This window comes from Nevskia sp. (assembly GCF_051860985.1).
Lineage (GTDB): Bacteria > Pseudomonadota > Gammaproteobacteria > Nevskiales > Nevskiaceae > Nevskia.
Window position 1 is genome coordinate 128,657 of record NZ_JBIMKV010000005.1, and the last position, 17,835, is coordinate 146,491.

The 17,835-nt window shown below is 67.9% G+C and carries 20 protein-coding genes; 8 read left to right on the top strand and 12 right to left on the bottom strand.

Annotation, left to right across the window (positions count from 1 at the left end; translation table 11 throughout):
• The first annotated feature begins 11 nt into the window (after positions 1-11).
• Genes ACTIGJ_RS06855 through ACTIGJ_RS06870 form a run of 4 tightly spaced genes read left to right on the top strand, consistent with a single transcriptional unit; the run spans position 12 to position 4,183 of the window.
• Positions 12-1,058, top strand: coding sequence for an SAM-dependent methyltransferase (locus tag ACTIGJ_RS06855; protein ID WP_439639544.1), 1,047 nt, complete (start codon positions 12-14; stop codon positions 1,056-1,058).
• On the top strand, positions 1,055-2,128 hold the full coding sequence (locus ACTIGJ_RS06860; protein ID WP_439639545.1) for an MBL fold metallo-hydrolase: 1,074 nt from the start codon (positions 1,055-1,057) through the stop codon (positions 2,126-2,128). Before ACTIGJ_RS06855 ends, ACTIGJ_RS06860 begins: the two co-directional genes overlap by 4 nt.
• Complete coding sequence (locus tag ACTIGJ_RS06865) at positions 2,125-2,877, top strand: hypothetical protein (protein ID WP_439639546.1); 753 nt, start codon at positions 2,125-2,127, stop codon at positions 2,875-2,877. Before ACTIGJ_RS06860 ends, ACTIGJ_RS06865 begins: the two co-directional genes overlap by 4 nt.
• Positions 2,810-4,183, top strand: a complete 1,374-nt coding sequence (locus ACTIGJ_RS06870; protein WP_439639547.1) for a thioredoxin family protein — start codon at positions 2,810-2,812, stop codon at positions 4,181-4,183. The genes ACTIGJ_RS06865 and ACTIGJ_RS06870 overlap by 68 nt, the downstream gene beginning before the upstream one ends.
• 57 nt (positions 4,184-4,240) lie before the next feature.
• Here the strand turns inward: ACTIGJ_RS06870 and rlmH are convergent, their stop codons facing one another.
• Genes rlmH through ACTIGJ_RS06905 form a run of 7 tightly spaced genes read right to left on the bottom strand, consistent with a single transcriptional unit; the run spans position 4,241 to position 9,706 of the window.
• Positions 4,241-4,708 carry a 23S rRNA (pseudouridine(1915)-N(3))-methyltransferase RlmH gene (gene rlmH / locus ACTIGJ_RS06875; RefSeq protein WP_439639548.1) on the bottom strand — a complete coding sequence of 156 codons (468 nt, stop codon included), beginning with the start codon at positions 4,706-4,708 and terminating at the stop codon, positions 4,241-4,243.
• A gap of 22 nt (positions 4,709-4,730) precedes the next feature.
• Complete coding sequence (gene rsfS, locus ACTIGJ_RS06880) at positions 4,731-5,111, bottom strand: ribosome silencing factor (protein WP_439639549.1); 381 nt, start codon at positions 5,109-5,111, stop codon at positions 4,731-4,733.
• Complete coding sequence (gene nadD, locus ACTIGJ_RS06885; protein ID WP_439639550.1) at positions 5,104-5,778, bottom strand: nicotinate-nucleotide adenylyltransferase; 675 nt, start codon at positions 5,776-5,778, stop codon at positions 5,104-5,106. Before nadD ends, rsfS begins: the two co-directional genes overlap by 8 nt.
• 46 nt (positions 5,779-5,824) lie before the next feature.
• Positions 5,825-7,126 (bottom strand): glutamate-5-semialdehyde dehydrogenase, encoded by a 1,302-nt coding sequence (locus tag ACTIGJ_RS06890; RefSeq protein WP_439639551.1) that lies wholly within the window; start codon positions 7,124-7,126, stop codon positions 5,825-5,827.
• A complete protein-coding gene (gene holA, locus ACTIGJ_RS06895; protein WP_439639552.1) occupies positions 7,123-8,160 on the bottom strand; it encodes a DNA polymerase III subunit delta in 1,038 nt (345 codons plus the stop codon). Before holA ends, ACTIGJ_RS06890 begins: the two co-directional genes overlap by 4 nt.
• A gap of 9 nt (positions 8,161-8,169) precedes the next feature.
• Entirely contained in the window at positions 8,170-9,048 is an 879-nt protein-coding gene (locus ACTIGJ_RS06900) for an alpha/beta fold hydrolase (protein ID WP_439639553.1), read from the bottom strand.
• Positions 9,049-9,103: 55 nt separating this feature from the next.
• Positions 9,104-9,706, bottom strand: coding sequence for a 2-hydroxychromene-2-carboxylate isomerase (locus tag ACTIGJ_RS06905; RefSeq protein WP_439639554.1), 603 nt, complete (start codon positions 9,704-9,706; stop codon positions 9,104-9,106).
• 149 nt (positions 9,707-9,855) lie between these two features.
• Here ACTIGJ_RS06905 and ACTIGJ_RS06910 point away from each other — a divergent pair, with 149 nt between their 5' ends.
• Positions 9,856-10,728: a peptidase gene (locus ACTIGJ_RS06910; protein WP_439639555.1), complete on the top strand. Its 873-nt coding sequence runs from the start codon at positions 9,856-9,858 to the stop codon at positions 10,726-10,728.
• A gap of 176 nt (positions 10,729-10,904) precedes the next feature.
• On the opposite strand, the gene ACTIGJ_RS06915 is transcribed toward ACTIGJ_RS06910, so the two are convergent.
• Positions 10,905-11,840: an alpha-E domain-containing protein gene (locus ACTIGJ_RS06915; RefSeq protein ID WP_439639556.1), complete on the bottom strand. Its 936-nt coding sequence runs from the start codon at positions 11,838-11,840 to the stop codon at positions 10,905-10,907.
• A complete protein-coding gene (locus tag ACTIGJ_RS06920; protein ID WP_439639557.1) occupies positions 11,840-13,354 on the bottom strand; it encodes a circularly permuted type 2 ATP-grasp protein in 1,515 nt (504 codons plus the stop codon). Before ACTIGJ_RS06920 ends, ACTIGJ_RS06915 begins: the two co-directional genes overlap by 1 nt.
• Before the next feature lie 166 nt (positions 13,355-13,520).
• Here ACTIGJ_RS06920 and minC point away from each other — a divergent pair, with 166 nt between their 5' ends.
• The 3 genes from minC (at position 13,521) to minE (ending at position 15,376) form a co-directional block, all read left to right on the top strand.
• On the top strand, positions 13,521-14,213 hold the full coding sequence (minC, locus tag ACTIGJ_RS06925) for a septum site-determining protein MinC (RefSeq protein WP_439639558.1): 693 nt from the start codon (positions 13,521-13,523) through the stop codon (positions 14,211-14,213).
• 87 nt (positions 14,214-14,300) lie between these two features.
• Positions 14,301-15,110: a septum site-determining protein MinD gene (gene minD / locus ACTIGJ_RS06930; RefSeq protein ID WP_439639559.1), complete on the top strand. Its 810-nt coding sequence runs from the start codon at positions 14,301-14,303 to the stop codon at positions 15,108-15,110.
• Entirely contained in the window at positions 15,107-15,376 is a 270-nt protein-coding gene (gene minE, locus ACTIGJ_RS06935; protein WP_439639671.1) for a cell division topological specificity factor MinE, read from the top strand. Before minD ends, minE begins: the two co-directional genes overlap by 4 nt.
• Before the next feature lie 13 nt (positions 15,377-15,389).
• Here the strand turns inward: minE and ptsP are convergent, their stop codons facing one another.
• The 3 genes from ptsP to ACTIGJ_RS06950 are packed head-to-tail and all read right to left on the bottom strand — an operon-like array spanning position 15,390 to position 17,835.
• Positions 15,390-17,126: a phosphoenolpyruvate--protein phosphotransferase gene (ptsP, locus tag ACTIGJ_RS06940; protein WP_439639560.1), complete on the bottom strand. Its 1,737-nt coding sequence runs from the start codon at positions 17,124-17,126 to the stop codon at positions 15,390-15,392.
• Complete coding sequence (locus ACTIGJ_RS06945) at positions 17,123-17,437, bottom strand: HPr family phosphocarrier protein (RefSeq protein ID WP_439639561.1); 315 nt, start codon at positions 17,435-17,437, stop codon at positions 17,123-17,125. The genes ptsP and ACTIGJ_RS06945 overlap by 4 nt, the downstream gene beginning before the upstream one ends.
• Positions 17,434-17,835, bottom strand: a complete 402-nt coding sequence (locus tag ACTIGJ_RS06950; RefSeq protein ID WP_439639562.1) for a PTS sugar transporter subunit IIA — start codon at positions 17,833-17,835, stop codon at positions 17,434-17,436. Before ACTIGJ_RS06950 ends, ACTIGJ_RS06945 begins: the two co-directional genes overlap by 4 nt.

A 17,835-nucleotide genomic window follows, 5' to 3' on the forward strand; every position in this document is an offset into this window, starting at 1 on the left:
AACCTCCCGGCATGACCGTCATCGATCTCTGCGAAAAAGGCCTGATCCCCAATTCCCTGTCGCGCTGGGGCATGCGCCAGCTGATGAAGCGGCGGCTGGTCGACGAAGCCAACCAGGACGGCGAAACGCGCAGCCAGCGTTTCAACGCCTTCGTCGACGAACTGCGCGCCAGCCCGATCGCCGTTGAAACCGCCGCCGCCAACGAGCAGCACTACGAAGTGCCGGCGGCCTTCTTCCATGCCCATCTCGGGCCGCGCCTGAAGTATTCCTGCGCCTACTACCCGAACGGCAACGAAACGCTGGCCGAAGCCGAGGACAAGATGTTCGCGCTGTACGCCGAGCGCGCCGGCCTTGCGGACGGCATGCGCATCCTCGATCTCGGCTGCGGCTGGGGATCGCTGAGCCTGTGGCTGGCCGAGCACTATCCGAATGCGCAGATCGTCGGCCTGTCCAATTCCAACGGCCAGCGCGCGTTCATCGAGCAGCGCGCCCGTGATCGCGGCTACCGGAACCTGACGATCCTGACCGGCAACATCGTCAGCTTCGAGTTTCCGGCGCAGGGCATCGAGGCCGGTTTCGATCGGGTGATGTCGATCGAGATGTTCGAGCACATGAAGAACTACGGCCTGCTGCTGGAAAAGGTCAGCCGCTGGATGAAGCCGGATGCGAAGCTCTTCATCCACATCTTCGTGCACAAGCTGCTGGCCTATCACTTCGAAGTGAAGGGCGAGGACGACTGGATGTCGAAGTACTTCTTCACCGGCGGCACCATGCCCAGCGAAAACCTGCTGCTGTACTTCCAGGATCACGTGAAGATCGAGCGCCAATGGTGGGTGGACGGCCGGCACTACGAAAAGACCTCGAACCACTGGCTGGCCGGCATGGACGCCAATCGCGACGCGATCCTCGCCATCTTCAAGGACGGCTATGGCGAGCGCGATGCCGCCGTCTGGGTGCAGCGCTGGCGGATGTTCTACATGGCGGTGGCCGAGCTGTTCGGCTACGCCAACGGCAACGAATGGGGCGTGGGCCACTACCTGTTCTCGAAGCGCGCGTGATCCGCCGTCGCGCCGGCACCTCAGCCGCGGTCGCAGCGGCAGCGCTGGCCGCCGTGCTGGCCGGCTGCGGCGGCACCCGCTGGCAGGGACCGAAGACCGATCACTTCGACGGCGAGCATTTCCTGACGCCGGCGCCGTTCGAGATCGGGCCGCTGGACCTGCTGCGCTACTGGCGCGAGTCGGACCCCGGTGTCTGGATCCGCGACCTGACCATCGCACCCGGCCCGAAACCGGCGGCGCGGGTGGCGGACGGTGCGCTCGTCATCACCTTCATCAACCACGCGACCGTGCTGGTGCAGGCCGATGGCCAGAACATCCTGACCGACCCGATCTTCTCCGAGCGCGCCAGCCCGGTGTCATTCGCCGGCCCGCGCCGCTACCGGCCACCAGCGATCGCTTTCGACGATCTGCCGCCGATCGACGTGGTGCTGGTCAGCCACAACCACTACGACCATTTCGACCTGCCGACGCTCGACCGCCTGAATGCCGCCCACCAGCCGCTGTTTCTGGTGCCGCCGGGCGATGGTGACCGGCTGCGCCAGCGCGGCTACGCGAAGGTGGTCGAACTGGACTGGTGGCAGTCGTACGCGTTGCCGAACGGCTGCGCGATCCACGCCGCGCCGGCGCAGCACTGGTCGACCCGCAGCGTGCCGGGCGATCGCAACCGCAGCTTCTGGCTGGCCTATGTGATCGGCACCCGCGGCGGGCCGGTGTATTTCGCTGGCGACACCGGCTACGGCCCGCACTTCGCCGCCGCCCGCGCGCACTACGGCGCAATGCGCGCGGCTCTGCTGCCGATCGGCGCCTACCTGCCGCGCTGGCTGACCGCCTACCAGCACGTCGACCCGGCCGAAGCGGTGCAGGCGCACGTCGATCTCGCGGCGGCGCGCAGCTACGGCATCCACTACGGCACTTTCCAGCTGGCCGACGATGGCCAGACCCAGCCGGTGGCCGATCTCGCCGCCGCGCTGGCCGCGCGCGGCCTGCCGCCCGAATCGTTCCGTGCAGCGGAATTCGGCATCGCCGCTGCGGTCCCACCCGCATCCCCTTCGAGCCCCTGTCCGCCATGACGTCCGCACGTTCCGCCGTCGCTGCCCTGCTGATCGCCGCCGCCGTGACCGGCACCGCCGATGCCGCCGATCACCGCTTTCGCGGCTATGCCTTCGACCTGAAGACTGGCGCCTACCGCTACACCGAAGTGCATCGCCAGAACGTCGACGGCTTCCGCTGGCTGGACGGCTCGATCGACTACTACGACCCGAGCGGCCACAAGATCGCCGCCAAGACGCTCGATCTGCGCAAGGACCCGCAGATTCCGCTGATGAAGCTGGAAATCTTCAAGGAAGGCTATGTCGAGGCGATCACCGACGTGCAGGCCGACCGCTACACGATGCTGAAGACCGCCGACGGCAAGACCCAAACCAAGGTGATCATGAAGACGCCGGGCATGGGCGCCGATTCCGGCTTCCACAGCGCCATCGTCGCCAACTTCGACCGCCTGCAGAAAGGCGAGACGCTGCGCTTCGATTTCGGCGTCGCCGGCCAGCTCGACAGCTACAGCTTCCGCTGCCGGAAGGTGGGCGACACGACCTTCGACGGCAAGCCGGCGATCCAGCTGCTGGTCGAGCCGGATTCGTTGCTGCGGCTGTTCGTCGATCGCCTCGATCTGACTTACGAAGTGAAAACCCGGTATTTGCTCGAGTACCGAGGCGTGTCCAACATGCACGACGACAAAACCGGGAAAGCCTTCAATGTCCGCATCGTCTACACCGACCAGCCGCCGAAGGGCGCTCCCGCCGATCTTCCGCCGCTGCAGTAGGGCGCTGGCTGCCGCGCTGCTGCTGGCCGTGGCGGCAGCGGCGCAGGGTGACGAGCTGAGCGCGCCGATCGACGAGGCGCTGGCGGCAGCAAAGCAGCGCAGCGTGCCGGTGATCGTCGATTTCTATGCGCCCTGGTGCTACTCCTGCTACTTCATGGCGAAGAACGTCAAGAACGGGCCGGAGTGGCAGCGGCTGCAGAAGCAGGCGGTGATCGTGTCGCTCGATGCCGACTCGCCGGCCGGCGCCCACTGGATGAAGCAGTTCGCCGCCCGTGGCCTGCCGAGCTATGTGGTGCTCGACGCCGGTGGCCGCGAATTGGGTCGGATTTCGCTGGAACGCACGCGTGCGCAGTTCTATCCGGAAATCGCCGCGATCAGCGCTCGCGGCGGCGATTTCGAGGCGCTCAAGGCCCGGGTCCACGATGGCAGTCCGGCGTCACGGGCTGCAGGCCGCGAGGTGCTGGCCACGTTCGCGGCGCGCCGCGATGCCGCCGGCGCCGAGGCCTGGCTGGACGGGCTGGCGCCCGCGACCCGGCAGGCCCTTGATGCCGACCCGGCCGGCAGCCTGTGGCAATCGCGGCTGGCGCTGCAGGCCGCTGCCGGCGCCAGCGATGCCGCTGCCTGCACGGCGGTCGCGCCGGCGGTGCTGAACGGTGCGCTGGGCTGCGACCGCGCCTACGAACTGGGCCGGGCGCTGGAATGCACCGCCGGCCTGCCGGTGGCGCAGCGGCGGTCGCTGTTCGCCGGCCAGGTGCCGGTGATGCGGCAGCTGCTCGACCGGCAGGTTTTCGTGCCGAAGCCCGGCTGTGCCGACGCGCGCAGCCTCGTCACCACGGCGGCCGACCTGTCGAAGGCGCTCGGCGACGACAAGGCCGAGGCGGCGCTGCTCGATCGCGCGATTGCCGACATCGAGCGCCGGCTCGGCGGCGCCAGCAAGCTCGACCTGAAGCGGGACCGGAACCTGGCCGACAACCTGCGCCTGTACCTGGAGCGCGCCGGCCGCATCGAGGCGCTCGATGCGCTGTATCCGCAGCTGATCGCCGCCTATCCGGACGACTACGTCTACGCCTTTCGCCACGGCCGCAACCTGGTCGAGCGCGGCGAGTTCGCGCGGGCGCTGCCGTGGCTGGAACAGGCCGCGCCGAAGGCCTACGGCGTCAATCGCCTGAATGTCGCCCGCTACCGGGCCGAGGCGCTGCGCAAGCTGGGCCGCGACGACGATGCGAAGCAGGTGGTGGCCGATGCGCTGAAAGCCAACGGCCCGTTCTTCCCGGACGAAGTCGCCAAGCTCAAGGCCACGCTGTAGGGCGACATGTGGTGTCTTTGCCGTCGATTGACGGCATGCCATCCCGAGCCCCGCGCTTCAGGCCCGGTGGTACGGGTGATGGTTCAGCAGGCTCCAGGCGCGGTACAGCTGCTCGGCGACGATCACCCGCACCATCGCGTGCGGGAAGGTCAGCTTCGACAGCGACCAGATGCTCTCCGCTTTCGCCAGCACGGCCGGTGCGTGGCCGTCCGGTCCGCCGATCAGCAGCGCGACATCGCGGCCACCCTGCATCCAGCCGTCCAGCGCTTTCGCCCAGCCGACCGTGTCCGGCTGCTTGCCGTGCTCGTCGAAGACGATGATCCGCGCATCGCCCGCCGCTTTCAGCAGGGCCGCACCTTCGGCGTCGCGAAGCCGGGCGATGTCGGCATTCTTGCCGCGATGCTCGACCGCCAGCTCCACCAGTTCGAGCTTCAGCTCGCGCGGCAGCCGGGCGGCGTAGTCGCTGTAACCGGCCGTGATCCAGTCCGGCATCCGGGTGCCGACGGCGATCAGGCGGATGCGCATCGGATTGCTCGCCGCGTGGCGCTCAGTTGCCGCGCGCGGACTGCTCGCGGGTGGTGAAGTCCCAGAGCTTTTCGAGCTGGTAGAACGCCCGCGACTGCGCCTGCATGACGTGCACGATGACGCCGCCGAGGTTGACCAGCACCCACTCGCCCTCGTTCAGGCCTTCGATGCCGACCGGCCGGTGGCCGCTCTCCTTGGCCTTGTCGATGACGTTGTGCGCCAGCGAAGCCGCATGGCGGTTCGAGGTGCCGGTGGCGATCACCATGATGTCGGTGATGGTGGTCAGCTTCGAGACGTCGAGCACGCGGATGTCGACCGCCTTGAGATCTTCGAGCGCGGCGACGGCGATCGCCCCCAGCGCGGCGGACGGGACAGACGATGCAATGGCGGCGGTTTCAGTCATGGATGGCAGCTTCCTCGATAGTCAGGGCGCGAACGTCCTCTGGGGTGAGTGAACGAATCACAGGGTCCGGCACCAGGCCGCGAACGCTGCGGCCGGCTTTCAGCAGGGATCGGATGCGGGTCGACGAGATCGCCAGGCCCGGCAGCTGCACCGGCAGCCACAGGCCCTGTGGTGCGGCGTGCAAGGCGCGGGCCGTGTCGGCGATCCGGCCGCGCAGAAAGGCGGCCAGCTCGGCGTCCGGTGGCGGCGCGTGGCCGGGCCGCTGGACGACCACGATGTGGGCAAGGTCGAACAGCTCGCGCCAGCGATGCCAGCCGGGCAGCTGGTGGGCGGCATCGTCGCCGAGCAGCAGGAACAGCCGGGCGTCGGGCTGTTCGGCCTTGAGTTCGGCCAGCGAGTCGTAGGTGTACGAGGCCTTGCCGAGCGTGACCATGCGGCGCACCTCGCGGTCGTCGGCGCGCAGGCCGGGCTCGTCGGCGATCGCCAGCCGCACCCAGTCCAGCCGTCGTTCGGCGCTGATCCCGGGTGTCGCGCGGTGCGGCGGTCGGGCGCTGGGCGTGACCTGCACGACGTCGAGGCCGAGCGTCTCCTGCAGCTCGATCGCCAGCCGCAGGTGACCGTTGTGGATCGGTGCGAAGGTGCCGCCGAAGAAGCCGATCGCTTTCATCCGGCGCGCGGCGGCCTCACGCGGAGGCCGTCACGAACGCGCGCCCTCAACGGACATTGCCGTCGCCGAGCACGACCCATTTCACCGACGTCAGGCCTTCGAGGCCGACCGGGCCACGCGCGTGGAACTTGTCGGTGGAGATGCCGATCTCCGCGCCCAGACCGTACTCGTAGCCATCGGCGAAGCGGGTCGAGGCATTGACCATCACCGAGCTGGAATCCACTTCGCGCAGGAAGCGACGCGCCTTCGTGTAGTTCTCGGTGACGATGGCATCGGTGTGCGCCGAGCCGTGGCGGGCGATGTGGTCCATCGCCGCGTCGATGCCGTCGACGATCTTCACGGCCAGCACCGGCGCGAGGTATTCGGTGTCCCAGTCGGCGGCCGTCGCGGGGCGGGCCTGCGGCAGCAGCTGGCGGGTACGTTCGCAGCCGCGCAGCTCGACGTCATGGCCGCTGTAGATCGGCGCCAGCTGGGCCAGCAGGGTGCTGGCGATCGGCGCATCGACCAGCAGCGTTTCCATCGTGTTGCAGGTGCCGTAGCGCTGGGTCTTGGCGTTGACGGCGATCGCCACCGCCTTTTCCAGATCGGCCTCGGCGTCGACGTAGACATGGCAGTTGCCGTCGAGATGCTTGATCACTGGCACCCGCGCATGTTCGGAAACGAAGGCGACCAGGCCCTTGCCGCCGCGCGGGATCACCACGTCGATCGCTTCCGGCATCGCCAGCATCGCGGCGACGGCGGCGCGGTCGGTGGTGTCGACCACCTGCACGGCATCGGCCGGCAGGCCGGCGGACTTCAGCGCGCGGCCGATGCAGCGGGCGATCGCCTGGTTGCTGTGCATCGCTTCCGAGCCGCCGCGCAACACGCAGGCATTGCCGGATTTCAGGCTCAGTGCGGCGGCATCGGCGGTCACGTTCGGCCGCGACTCGTAGATGATGCCGACGACGCCCAGCGGCACCCGCATCTTGCCGACCTGAATGCCCGAGGGCCGCATCTTCAGGTCGAACATTTCGCCGACCGGATCGGGCAGGGCGGCGACCTGGCGCACGCCATCGGCCATCGCGGCGATGCGGGAGGCGTTCAGCTCCAGCCGCTCGACCATCGCCTCGTCGAGCTTGGCGTCGCGGGCGGCGCGCAGGTCGAGGGCATTGGCTTCGAGGATCGTGGCGGCGTCCGCCTCGATGACATCGGCGAGCGCGAACAGCGCGGCGTTCTTCTCGCCGGTGGTGGCGCGGGCGATTTCGCGGGCCGCCGCGCGGGCGCGTCGGCCGACCTCTTTCATGTAGCGATTGACGGCGTCGTTGCTCGCCGCGTCCTTCCGGAATTCCTTGTGGGTTGCCGCAGTCATCGCCGTGCTGGTGCCGCCTTTCGCTTCGCTGCGCCGCTGGCAGCCACAGTCAATGTTAACAACTCTTCCCAGGCCTGCGGCTGGCTGCCGCTGGACTTGGCCAGCACGTCGATCTGCGCGCAGCGGCGCAGCCAGCCGAGCACCTGGTTGACTGAAGCCCGCTCCACCGCCTTGGTGTACGGCCCCTGATTGGCCTTGTGGATGCGCGCGGCTTCCACAGCGGCTGCGGCATTGCCGGTGCGCGCCTTCATGGCCGCGGCCGCCGACAGCTGCCGGAAGCCCATCGCCAGCAGCAGGTTGATCGGCACCACATCCATGCCTTCGCCCCTGAGCACGTCGAGCCCGCGCACCGCGCCTGCGGCATCGCCGGCCATGATCTTGTTGATCCAGCCGAACACGTCGATATGCGCCGAATCGGCGACCGCGCCGTCGACCGCCGCAATGTCGAGCCGCGTGCCCTTCGGCTGCAGCAGCACCAGCTTCTGCACTTCCTGCTGGGCGGCGAGCAGGTTGCCTTCGGTGCGCTCGGCCAGCAGGCGCAGCGCGTCCGGATCGGCGTCGAGTCCGGCGGCGCGCAGCCGGCCGGCGATCCAGGCCGGCAGTTCGGCGGCCTTCAGCGGCTCGAAGTACAGGCTGGCACCGGCGGCTTCAAGCGCGGCAAACCAGCCGCCGCTGCGGCTGCGCCATTCCAGCTTGTTGACGTGGACGAGCAGCAGCACGTCGCGCGGCGGATCGGCGGCGACCTGCTGCAGGATCTTGCCGCCGGCGACATCCGGCGCCTGATGCAGGCGCAGCTCGACGATGCGCAGGGACGCGAACAGCGACATCGCATTGCAGGCGTCGAGCAGCCGGCCCCATTCGAAACCCTTCTCGGCGTCCAGCACCTCGCGCTCGGAATAGCCCTTGGCGCGGGCGGTGGCGCGGATCGCGTCAAGCGCTTCCTGGGCCAGCAGCGGTTCTTCGCCGCCGACGACGTATAGCGGCGCCAGGCCCTTGGCGAGCGCGGCCGGCAGTTGCGAAAGCGTCAGTCGCATGGTCAGGGCTCAGCGATCGAGGAAGGCGGCGATCCGCTGCGCGGTGTCGACGGGTGCGTCGAAGTGCAGCATGTGGCCGGCGCCGGCGACCACTTCGACCGCGTGGCGGCGGTAGCAGGCGAGCCGCGCGGCGCGCTGTTCCGGCGGCATCGGAATCTGCGATTTCTCGGCGTCGATGAACAGCGTGTCCGCCGTGACGTCGCGCCAGATCGCGTTGGAATCTTCGGCGTGATAGAGCCCCGGCCCGTGCCGGTGATGGCGCGGATCGGCACACAGCGTGATCTGGCCCCGGCCGTCTTCGCGACCCCAGCAGCGGGCCACGAACAGCGCCTGCTCGGACGACAGCTGCGGATGCTGGCGCTGCACGCGGCCGGCCAGGTCTTCGAACGACGGATAGCGGCGCAGCTTCGGCGCTTCCTGCAGCTGGTCGAGCCAGTGGCGGAAGCGCTTCGGCGCCATTGCCGACGGCATGTCCGGCAGCGTGACGCCATCGAGCAGCACCAGCTTCTGGACCCGCTCGGGCCGCAGGCCGGCGTACAGGCTGACGATCTGCGCGCCCATGCTGTGGCCGACCAGATTCAGCGGCACTTCGGGCGAGTAGTGGCGGACGAAGGCGTCGAGATCGGCGACGTAATCCGGGAACCAGTAGCCGTCCTGCGGCCATTCGGTATGGCCGAAGCCGCGCCAGTCGGGTGCCAGCACCTGATAGCGGCCAGCGGTGGCCTCCAGCAGCGCCGCGACCAGCGGTTCGAAAGTTGCCGATACGTCGAGAAAGCCGTGGCCGAGAAAGATCATCGGCCGATCCGCCGCGCCCCAGCGGCGGATGTGGTGGCGGATGCCGCGGGCGCGCAGGAAGTCGGAGCGGCTGGTGGAGTGGTACGAGGTCATGGCGGGATTATCGCCGCCCGGCCAGCCGGGCGGCGGCGCTGCCGCGCGGGCCCGGTCAGGCTTTCGCGGCGGCGGCCAGCGCGTTTTCCAGCAGCACCAGCCGATCGTTGCCCCAGAACATCTCGCTGCCGACAAAGAAGGTCGGCGCGCCGAAGGCGCCACGCTTGATCGCCTCGTCGGTGTTGGCGCGCAGTTCGTCCTTGACCGGCTGCTGCTGGCTCGCTGCCAGCAGCGCTGCGCCGTCGAAGCCGGCAGCGCTGACTGCGGCGACCAGTGCTTCCGGCTGACCGATGTCGACGCCGTCGACCCAGTAGGCACGCATCACGGCAAGCGCAAAGCGGCCGCCGTCGCCGGTCGCGCCGGCAGCGCAGGCCATCCGCAGCGCGGCGATCGAATTGACCGGGAACACTTTCGGGAAATTCAGCGGCTGGCCATACAGCGCGGCCCAGCGACCGAGGTCCTTGAACAGGTGCTTGGCCTTGGCGGCGACGGTGGCCGGCGCCCGGTTGCCGGTGGCCTCGAAGACCTTGCCGAGCACGAACGGTCGCCAGGAAACCGTCGCGCCGGTGCGGGCGGCCAGCGCCTCGACCTGCGTGGCGGCCAGCCAGGTGTACGGGCTGGCGGGGTCCCAGAAGAATTCGATCACGAGTGGGTTCATGGCAGATGACGGCGGCTTGGCTGAAATTGACGACATCAAGGAGCGGCGAGCTTGCCCTTCGCCTGTCTGCGGCACAAGTTATGCTTGAGCCCGCGAGCGGCCGCGTGTCCAGTCGTCCATACCGAAAATCCAGGCCCGCAACGAATCCCATGACCTATTGCGTCGCGATCAAAGTCAATGACGGCCTCGTCTTCGCTGGTGATACCCGCACCGCTGCGGGCGTCGACGATGTCCGCACCTACAACAAGCTGCACGTGCTGGAAGTGCCGGGCGAGCGGGTGTTCGTGATCCTGTCGGCCGGCAATCTCGCGACCACGCAGTACGTGCTGGCCCATGCCCGGCGCGAGATGAACGATCCGAATGTCGCGGTGTCGCTGCGCACCGTGCGCCACATGTTCGATGCCGCCGACTACCTCGGCCAGCTGTCGGTCCGGGCGCAGAAGCAGGCCACCGAATCGAACATGAACGTCAACGTCGAGACCACGCTGATCCTCGGCGGCCAGATCACCGGCGAAGACCCGGCGATCTACATGATCTATCCGCTCGGCAACTGCATCTCGGCCAGCCCGGAAACGCCGTTCCTGCAGATCGGCGAGATCAAGTACGGCAAGCCGATCCTCGATCGCTTCGTGCGTTCGCAGGTGAAGCTGGAAGATGCCGCCCGCTGCGCGCTGGTGTCGCTGGATTCGACGATGCGCTCGAACATCTCGGTCGGCCCGCCGGTGGACGTGGCGATCCTGCCGCGCGATGCGCTGGCGATCAGCCATTCGCTGCGCCTGGACTTCGACACTCCGTACTACGCCAGCCTCAAGGATGCCTGGGGCCGGCAGCTCGAGAACGCCGTCCGCAACCTGCCGAAGTTCGACTGGGAAGTGCAGCAGTCGCTGCCGCTGTCGGCGCAGCCGGTGCCGGTGTCGACGATGGGCCAGCAGCAGCGCCAGCAGGATGGCAGCAGTCAGCAGCAGGGCTGGCAGGGCGGGTCGTGGTCGCCGGACAGCGATCCGGACAACGGCTTCCGATAGTTCCGGCGACGGCGGCCTTGCCGCCGGGCCGCCTGCGCATTCCCGGGCAGCGGTCATTTCCCTTTCTTGTCCCGGGCGGCCGCGGCCGCGCCGCATGCACGGTGGTCGCCTGCCCAACCCAGCGAGCGCCGGCGCCGCCTGGACGGCACCGGCACCGACGCCGGGCGCTGACCGGATCAGCCGCCGAAGTAGGCTTCGCTGACCGCCGTGTGCATGTCGGCGAGGCCGATCTGGATTTCGTCCATCAGAGACGGCACGCCGTCCGGCGTCTTCAGCAGGGTGTCGATGTTGGCGTCGCGGATCAGCGCCTTGGTGCGGTCGATCGTGCGCTCGATCTTGCGATCGTTCGGCAGGTGCGGCAGCGTCGAGGCGATGTTGCCGAGGCAGAACATCACCGAGCGCGGGAAGTCGCGGTTCTGCAGCAGGAAGCGCAGCACGCCGGAGCCGTTGACGCGGGTACGCAGGTGGCGGCGGTACATCTGGTAGGCGGTCAGGCTGCGCAGCACGCTCATCCAGACGATGTTCTCGAACGGCGTCAGGTCCAGCTTGTCGTCCGGCGTCAGCAGCTTGGTGGTGCGCACGTCGAGGATGCGCGTGGTCATGTCGGCCTGTTCGATGTTGGTGCCGATGCGCAGGAACTGGAAGCCGACGTCGCGGCTCATGTTGCTGGTCAGCACGCTGTAGACCAGCAGCGCGCCGCTGATCACCTGCTGCACGAAGGCCTGCCGGCTGGCCCGCAGGATGGCCGATTCGCCGCGCTCGTTGACGTAGTAGAACAGGTCGTTGAGCCGCTCCCAGGTATCGCGCGGCATGGTGTCGCGCGACACGCGGAGGATTTCCCGGGCGCTGTGCAGCGACGACAGGATCGAGCCGGGATTCTTCGGATCGACCATCAGGAAGCGCAGCACGTTGTCCTCGGTGGCTTCCGGATACAGCTCCTTGAAGCGCAGGTCGGCACCGACGATCTCGATCAGCGGTCCCCAGCCGAGCGGCATCCGCCGCGGCAGGTCGAGCATCAGGTTGGCGTTGACGTTGATCAGGCGCGCGGTGTTCTCGGCGCGCTGCATGTAGCGTCCGAACCAGTACAGGTTTTCGGCGACGCGGGAGAGCATCAGGCGGCTCCCTTCTGGGTCTGGGATTGGGCGGCGGCGGGCGAGCTGACGACGGCCGGCAGGTCGTCGTCGATGTCGACGATCCAGGTGTCCTTCGAACCGCCGCCCTGCGAGGAGTTGACCACCAGCGAACCCTTGACCAGCGCTACGCGGGTCAGGCCGCCGGTGGTGACGTAGGTGCTTTCGCCTCGGCTCAGGATGAACGGCCGCAGATCCAGATGGCGCGGCTCGATGCCCTCGTCGCAGATGGTCGGCGCGGTCGACAGGCTCAGCGTCGGCTGGGCCATGTAGTTGCGCGGGTTCTTCTCGATCAGCGCGCGGAACTTCTCGTGCTCGTCCTTCGACACCCGGGGGCCGATCATCATGCCGTAGCCGCCGGATTCGTTGGCCGGCTTGACCACCAGCTTGTCGAGATTGGCCAGCACGTGCTTGCGCTGCTTGTCGTCGAAGCACAGGAAGCTCGGCACGTTCGGCAGGATCGCGTCCTCGCCGAGGTAGTACTTGATCATCTGCGGCACGTAGGCGTAGACGACCTTGTCGTCGGCGACGCCGGCGCCCGGCGCATTGGCCAGTCCGACCTTGCCCTTGATCCACGAGCGCATCAGGCCCTTGCAGCCGAGGATCGATTCCGGATTGAAGGCTTCCGGATCGAGAAACAGGTCGTCGATGCGGCGGTAGATGACGTCGACGCGCTTCAGCCCGTCGATGGTCCGCATGTAGGTGCAGTCGTCGTCGCCGACCACCAGATCGGTGCCTTCGACCAGTTCCACACCCATCTGCTGGGCGAGATAGGCGTGCTCGAAGTACGCCGAGTTGTAGATGCCCGGCGTCAGCAGCACGATGTTCGGCGCGTCACCCGGACGCGGGCTGATCGCCACCAGCGTGTCGTAGAGCTGGGCGGTGTAGTCGTCCACCGGCAGGATGTTGGTGGTGTGGAACAGTTCCGGCCAGATGCGCTTGATGACCGCGCGGTTCTCCAGCATGTACGACACGCCGGACGGCACGCGCAGGTTGTCTTCGAGCACGTACAGGGTGCCGTCGCCGTCGCGGACCAGGTCGGAACCGCAGATGTGTGCCCAGATGCCGTGCTTCGGCCGCACACCGACGCACTGCGGCCGGAAGTTCACCGATTCGGCCAGGATCTCGGCCGGGAAGATGCCGTCCTTGATGATCTGCTGCTTGCCGTACAGATCCTGGATGAAATGGTTGAGTGCGGTGACCCGCTGCTTCAGTCCGCGCTCGGTCTTTTCCCATTCCTTCTTCGGAATGACGCGCGGAATGATGTCGAACGGCCAGGCGCGGTCGACGTTCTTGCCTTCCGAATAGACCGTGAAGGTGATGCCCATGACCTTGATTGCGAGGTCGGCGGCCAGCCGACGGTCGGCCAGATCCTTGGGCGACAGGCTTTGCAGGTACTCGACGAGGCTGCGGGCTGCGGGTCTTGCAAGGCCGGCGTTGTCGAAGAGTTCGTCGTAGGCAGCGTCGCCTCGATATTGGCGCCAGTCGAATGCCATGCTTGTGTCCAGGGGGTGTCCAGTCCTGTGGTGCGCGATTCCGCCATCCCGGCCGGAACGTTGATATTGAAAGGGTTCGTGTCTAACCTAGCATCAGACATACGCAAAACATAGGCCACGGCACAGCGCTCCAGTGCCCGTGCCGACAGGATTTTCTTCCCCCTAAATGACCCGCTCCCGCCCCGCCCTCGAACTGAAGGGCCGCATGCTTCCGATCACGCGCGTGCGGGTGCTTGAAGCCGATCCGGCCGCCATCCGGACGCAGATCGCCGAAATGGCGCGGCAGATGCCGCAGGCCGTGAAGGGCATGGCGGTGGTCATCGACAGCGATATCGACGCCGATCTCCCCGGCCTGCTGGCGCTGCTGCGCGAAGTCGGCATCCAGCCGCTGGCGGTGTCGGACGGCCCGCTGGCCGCTGCCGCCCGGGCTGCCGGCTTGCCGGTGGTATCGAAGGACAGCGGCAAGGCCGCGCCGGCGCCGGCACGACCGGCCGCAGCGCCGCCAGCTGCCGTTGCTGCGGTCCGCCGGCCGGCGCGGGTGGTGGCCGATCCGATCCGCTCCGGCCAGCAGGTCTACGCCGAGGATTGCGACCTGATCGTGCTGAATACCGTCAGCCCCGGCGCCGAAGTGATCGCCGACGGCTGCATTCATGTCTACGGCAAGCTGGCCGGGCGCGCGCTGGCCGGCGTCAAGGGCGACGAATCGGCGCGGGTGTTCTGCCGCAAGCTCGACGCCGAACTGATCGCCATCGCCGGCATCTATGCCGTGGCCGAGCAGATCAAGGCCGGGCCGGTCAACGAACCGGCCCAGGCCTGGCTCGACGGCGGGCGCTTGAAGATCGAAGCGCACAAGATCTAGTTTCTCGCGAGACTCCGGCGCAGCGGCACGACGCCGGCCGCGAGCCTCATCGTTCACGCATCACCAGACAAGCAGCACGGAGTACCGTTGGCCAAGATCATCGTAGTCACCTCGGGCAAGGGCGGCGTCGGCAAGACCACCACCAGCGCCTCGTTCGCCACCGGGCTTGCCATGCGTGGCAAGAAGACCGCCGTCATCGATTTCGACGTCGGCCTGCGCAACCTCGACCTGATCATGGGCTGCGAGCGGCGCGTGGTGTACGACTTCGTCAACGTCATCAATGGCGAGGCGACTCTCAAGCAGGCGCTGATCCGCGACAAGAACCTCGACAACCTGCACATCCTTGCGGCCAGCCAGACCCGCGACAAGGACGCGCTGTCGACCGAAGGCGTGGAACGCGTGCTGAAGGAACTGGCGCAGGATTTCGACTACGTGATCTGCGACTCGCCGGCCGGCATCGAGCGCGGCGCATTCCTGGCGATGTACTTCGCCGACGAAGCGCTGGTGGTCACCAATCCGGAAGTCTCCAGCGTGCGCGATTCCGACCGCGTGCTCGGCATCCTCGCGTCCAAGTCACGGCGCGCGGAGATCGGCGAGCAGCGGGTCAAGGAACATCTGGTGCTGACGCGCTACAGCCCGGCGCGCGTGGCCAAGGGCGAGATGCTCAGCGTCGATGACGTCAAGGACATTCTCGCGATCCCGCTGCTGGGCGTGATTCCGGAATCGACCACGGTGCTGACCAGCTCCAACTCGGGCGAGCCGGTGATCAAGGATCCGCTCAGCGAAGCCGGGCAGGCCTACACCGATCTGATTGCCCGCTTCCTCGGCGAAGAGCGGCCGATGCGCTTTCTGACCGAGCAGAAGAAAGGCTTCATGGCGAAGCTGTTCGGAGGCTGATCATGGACTGGCTCAAGATCTTCCGCACCGAGAAGAAAAACAGCGCGCAGACCGCCAAGGAGCGGCTGATGGTGGCGGTCGCCTACCAGCGCGAAGGCCGCATGAACGGCCCCAATTACCTGCCGCAGATGCGCGAGGAAATCCTTGCCGTGGTGCGCAAGTACATCCGCGTGCCGGACGATGCGGTGCAGTTCAATGTCCAGCGCGAGGACGGCCTCGAAGTGCTGGAGCTGAACATCACGCTGCCGGAAGACGCACCGCGCTGAAAGTCTGGCGGCCCTATGCCGACATCAGCGCCGCCAGCGCCTGCGGGTCGCCGGTTTCCAGCAGGTTCGCGGCCTGCGCCCGCAGCGCCCGGACATCGGATTCGATGATGATCCGCTTGACCTCCAGCACCGAGGCCGGGTGCATCGAGAACTCGGTCAGGCCCAGGCCCAGCAGCAGCCGCGTGTAGCGCGGATCGCCGGCCATCTCGCCGCACATCGCCACCGGAATCCGAGCCCGGTCGCCGGCCTCGATGGTGGTGCGGATCAGCTTCAGCACCGCCGGATGCAGCGGGTCGTAGAGGTAGTTGACTTCTTCGTCGACGCGGTCGATCGCCAGCGTGTACTGGATCAGGTCGTTGGTGCCGATCGAGAAAAAGCTGCAATAACGCGCCAGCAGCGGCGCCGCGAGCGCGGCGGCCGGCACTTCGATCATCGCGCCGACCGGCACATGGGCGGCCATCCGCGCGCCTTCGCGGGCCAGCTGTTCGCGGGTGGCGTCGATGAAGGCGGTGGCCTGCCGGTACTCGGCGACGCTGGAAATCATCGGCAGCATGATGTTGACGTCGCCATGCGCCGAGGCGCGCAGCAGCGCCCGCACCTGGGCGCGGAACATCTCCGGCTCCTTCAGGCACAGGCGGATGGCGCGCAGGCCGAGGGCCGGATTGTTCGGCGTCGGCCCGCTGCGGGCTCCGGAATCGACCTGCTTGTCGGCCCCCAGATCGAGCGTGCGGATCGTCGTCGGGCCCTTCACCGAGGCCACCACGCGCGCATAGACCTCGTACTGCTCGTCCTCGGTCGGTTGCGTCTTGCGGTTCATGTACAGGAACTCGGTGCGATACAGGCCGACACCTTCGGCGCCGAGATCGGCGGCGTGGGTGGCGTCTTCGCAGAGTTCGATGTTGGCCAGCAGCCGGATCTTGGTGCCGTCGCGGGACACCGCCGGCTTCTCCTTGAGCCCCGACAGCGCCGCGCGGCGCGTGTGCTGCTCATCGCGCTTGGCGCGGAAGAAGCGCAGCGCCTGCGCTTCGGGATCGGCCAGCGCATGGCCGAGATCGCCATCGACGATCACGGCCTCGCCGTCCTTGAGCAGGCGGCGGGCGTTGTGCAGGCCGACGATCGCCGGGATGCCGTAGGAGCGGGCCAGGATCGCGGTATGCGACAGCGGACCGCCGTATTCGGTGATGAAGGCGGCGACGCCGGCCTGCGCGAGCAGGATGATGTCGGCCGGCGTGATGTCGTCGGCGACGATGATGTTCGGCTCCGCCGGCGTGCCGGCACTGTCCGCCGGCAGCTTGCGCTCCCGGTTCAGCAGGATGCGCAGCAGGCGAGCGGACACTTGCTGCACGTCGTCGCGGCGGGCGCGCAGATAGGGGTCGTCCATCTGTTCGAAGATCGCGACCAGCGCATCGCGCTGCCGCTTCAGCGCGGCCTCGGCATTGATGCGGCTGCTGCGGATCGCGCCGGCCACGGCCTCGGTCAGCGAGCGGTCGTCGATCATCTGCAGATGGGCGTCGATGAACGCCGCGATGTCCTGGCCGGCGCCGCCGATGCCGGCCGGAACCTGGCTGCGCACCTGCTGCAGCTGTTCGCGGCCGCGCGCCTGGGCCTCGACGAAGCGGCCGATCTCGGCGTCGATCGCGCCGTCGGCGATCGCGTACTCGGGGATTTCCAGGTCGCCGCCCGACAGCTTCTGGACGCGGCCGATGGCGATGCCGCGCGAGACGCCGATGCCGTTGAGCCAGAGACTCATGCGGGTTCGTCGAAGCGGTTGGCGATCAGTGCCGCCAGCGCTTCGAGCGCCTCGACGGCATCCGGGCCGTGGGCGACGAGCTTGAGCACCGAGCCCTGCGCGGCGGCCAGCATCATCACCTTCAGGATGCTCTTGCCGGGCACCTGCTTGCCGTCCTTCTCCACGGTCAGCTCTGACTCGTAGCTGGACGCCAGTGTCACGAACTTCGACGCCGCGCGGGCATGCAGGCCCAGCCGGTTGATGATGACCACGGTCTTTTCCGCCGTTCGGGCGGCGGACTGGGGCGCGGCGGAAGGGGGGAGGTCGGTCATGGCGGTGCTGGCAGTTTGAAGGCAACCACGCCGGCCTGGCCGCTGTCGACGGCGGCGGCGACCATGTCCGGCAGGCTGCGCTTCGGGAAATTGAAGATCTCGACCAGCATCGGCAGGTTGATGCCGGCCACCAGTCCGGTGCGCGGCGCTTCCAGCAGCCGGCTGGCGATGTTGCTGGGCGTGGAGCCGTAGGCGTCGGTGAGGATCAGCACGCCGGCGCCAGCGTCGAGACGCTCAATCATCCTCCGCCCCTGCAGCAGCAGCACGTCGGTGGCCTGCACGCGGCGCACTTCCAGCACGTCGGCCTGCAGCGGCAGCGGACCGATCATGTCCGCCATCGTTTCCAGCAGGTGGTGGCCGAGCTTGCCGTGCATGACCAACAGGACGCCGACCGTCAT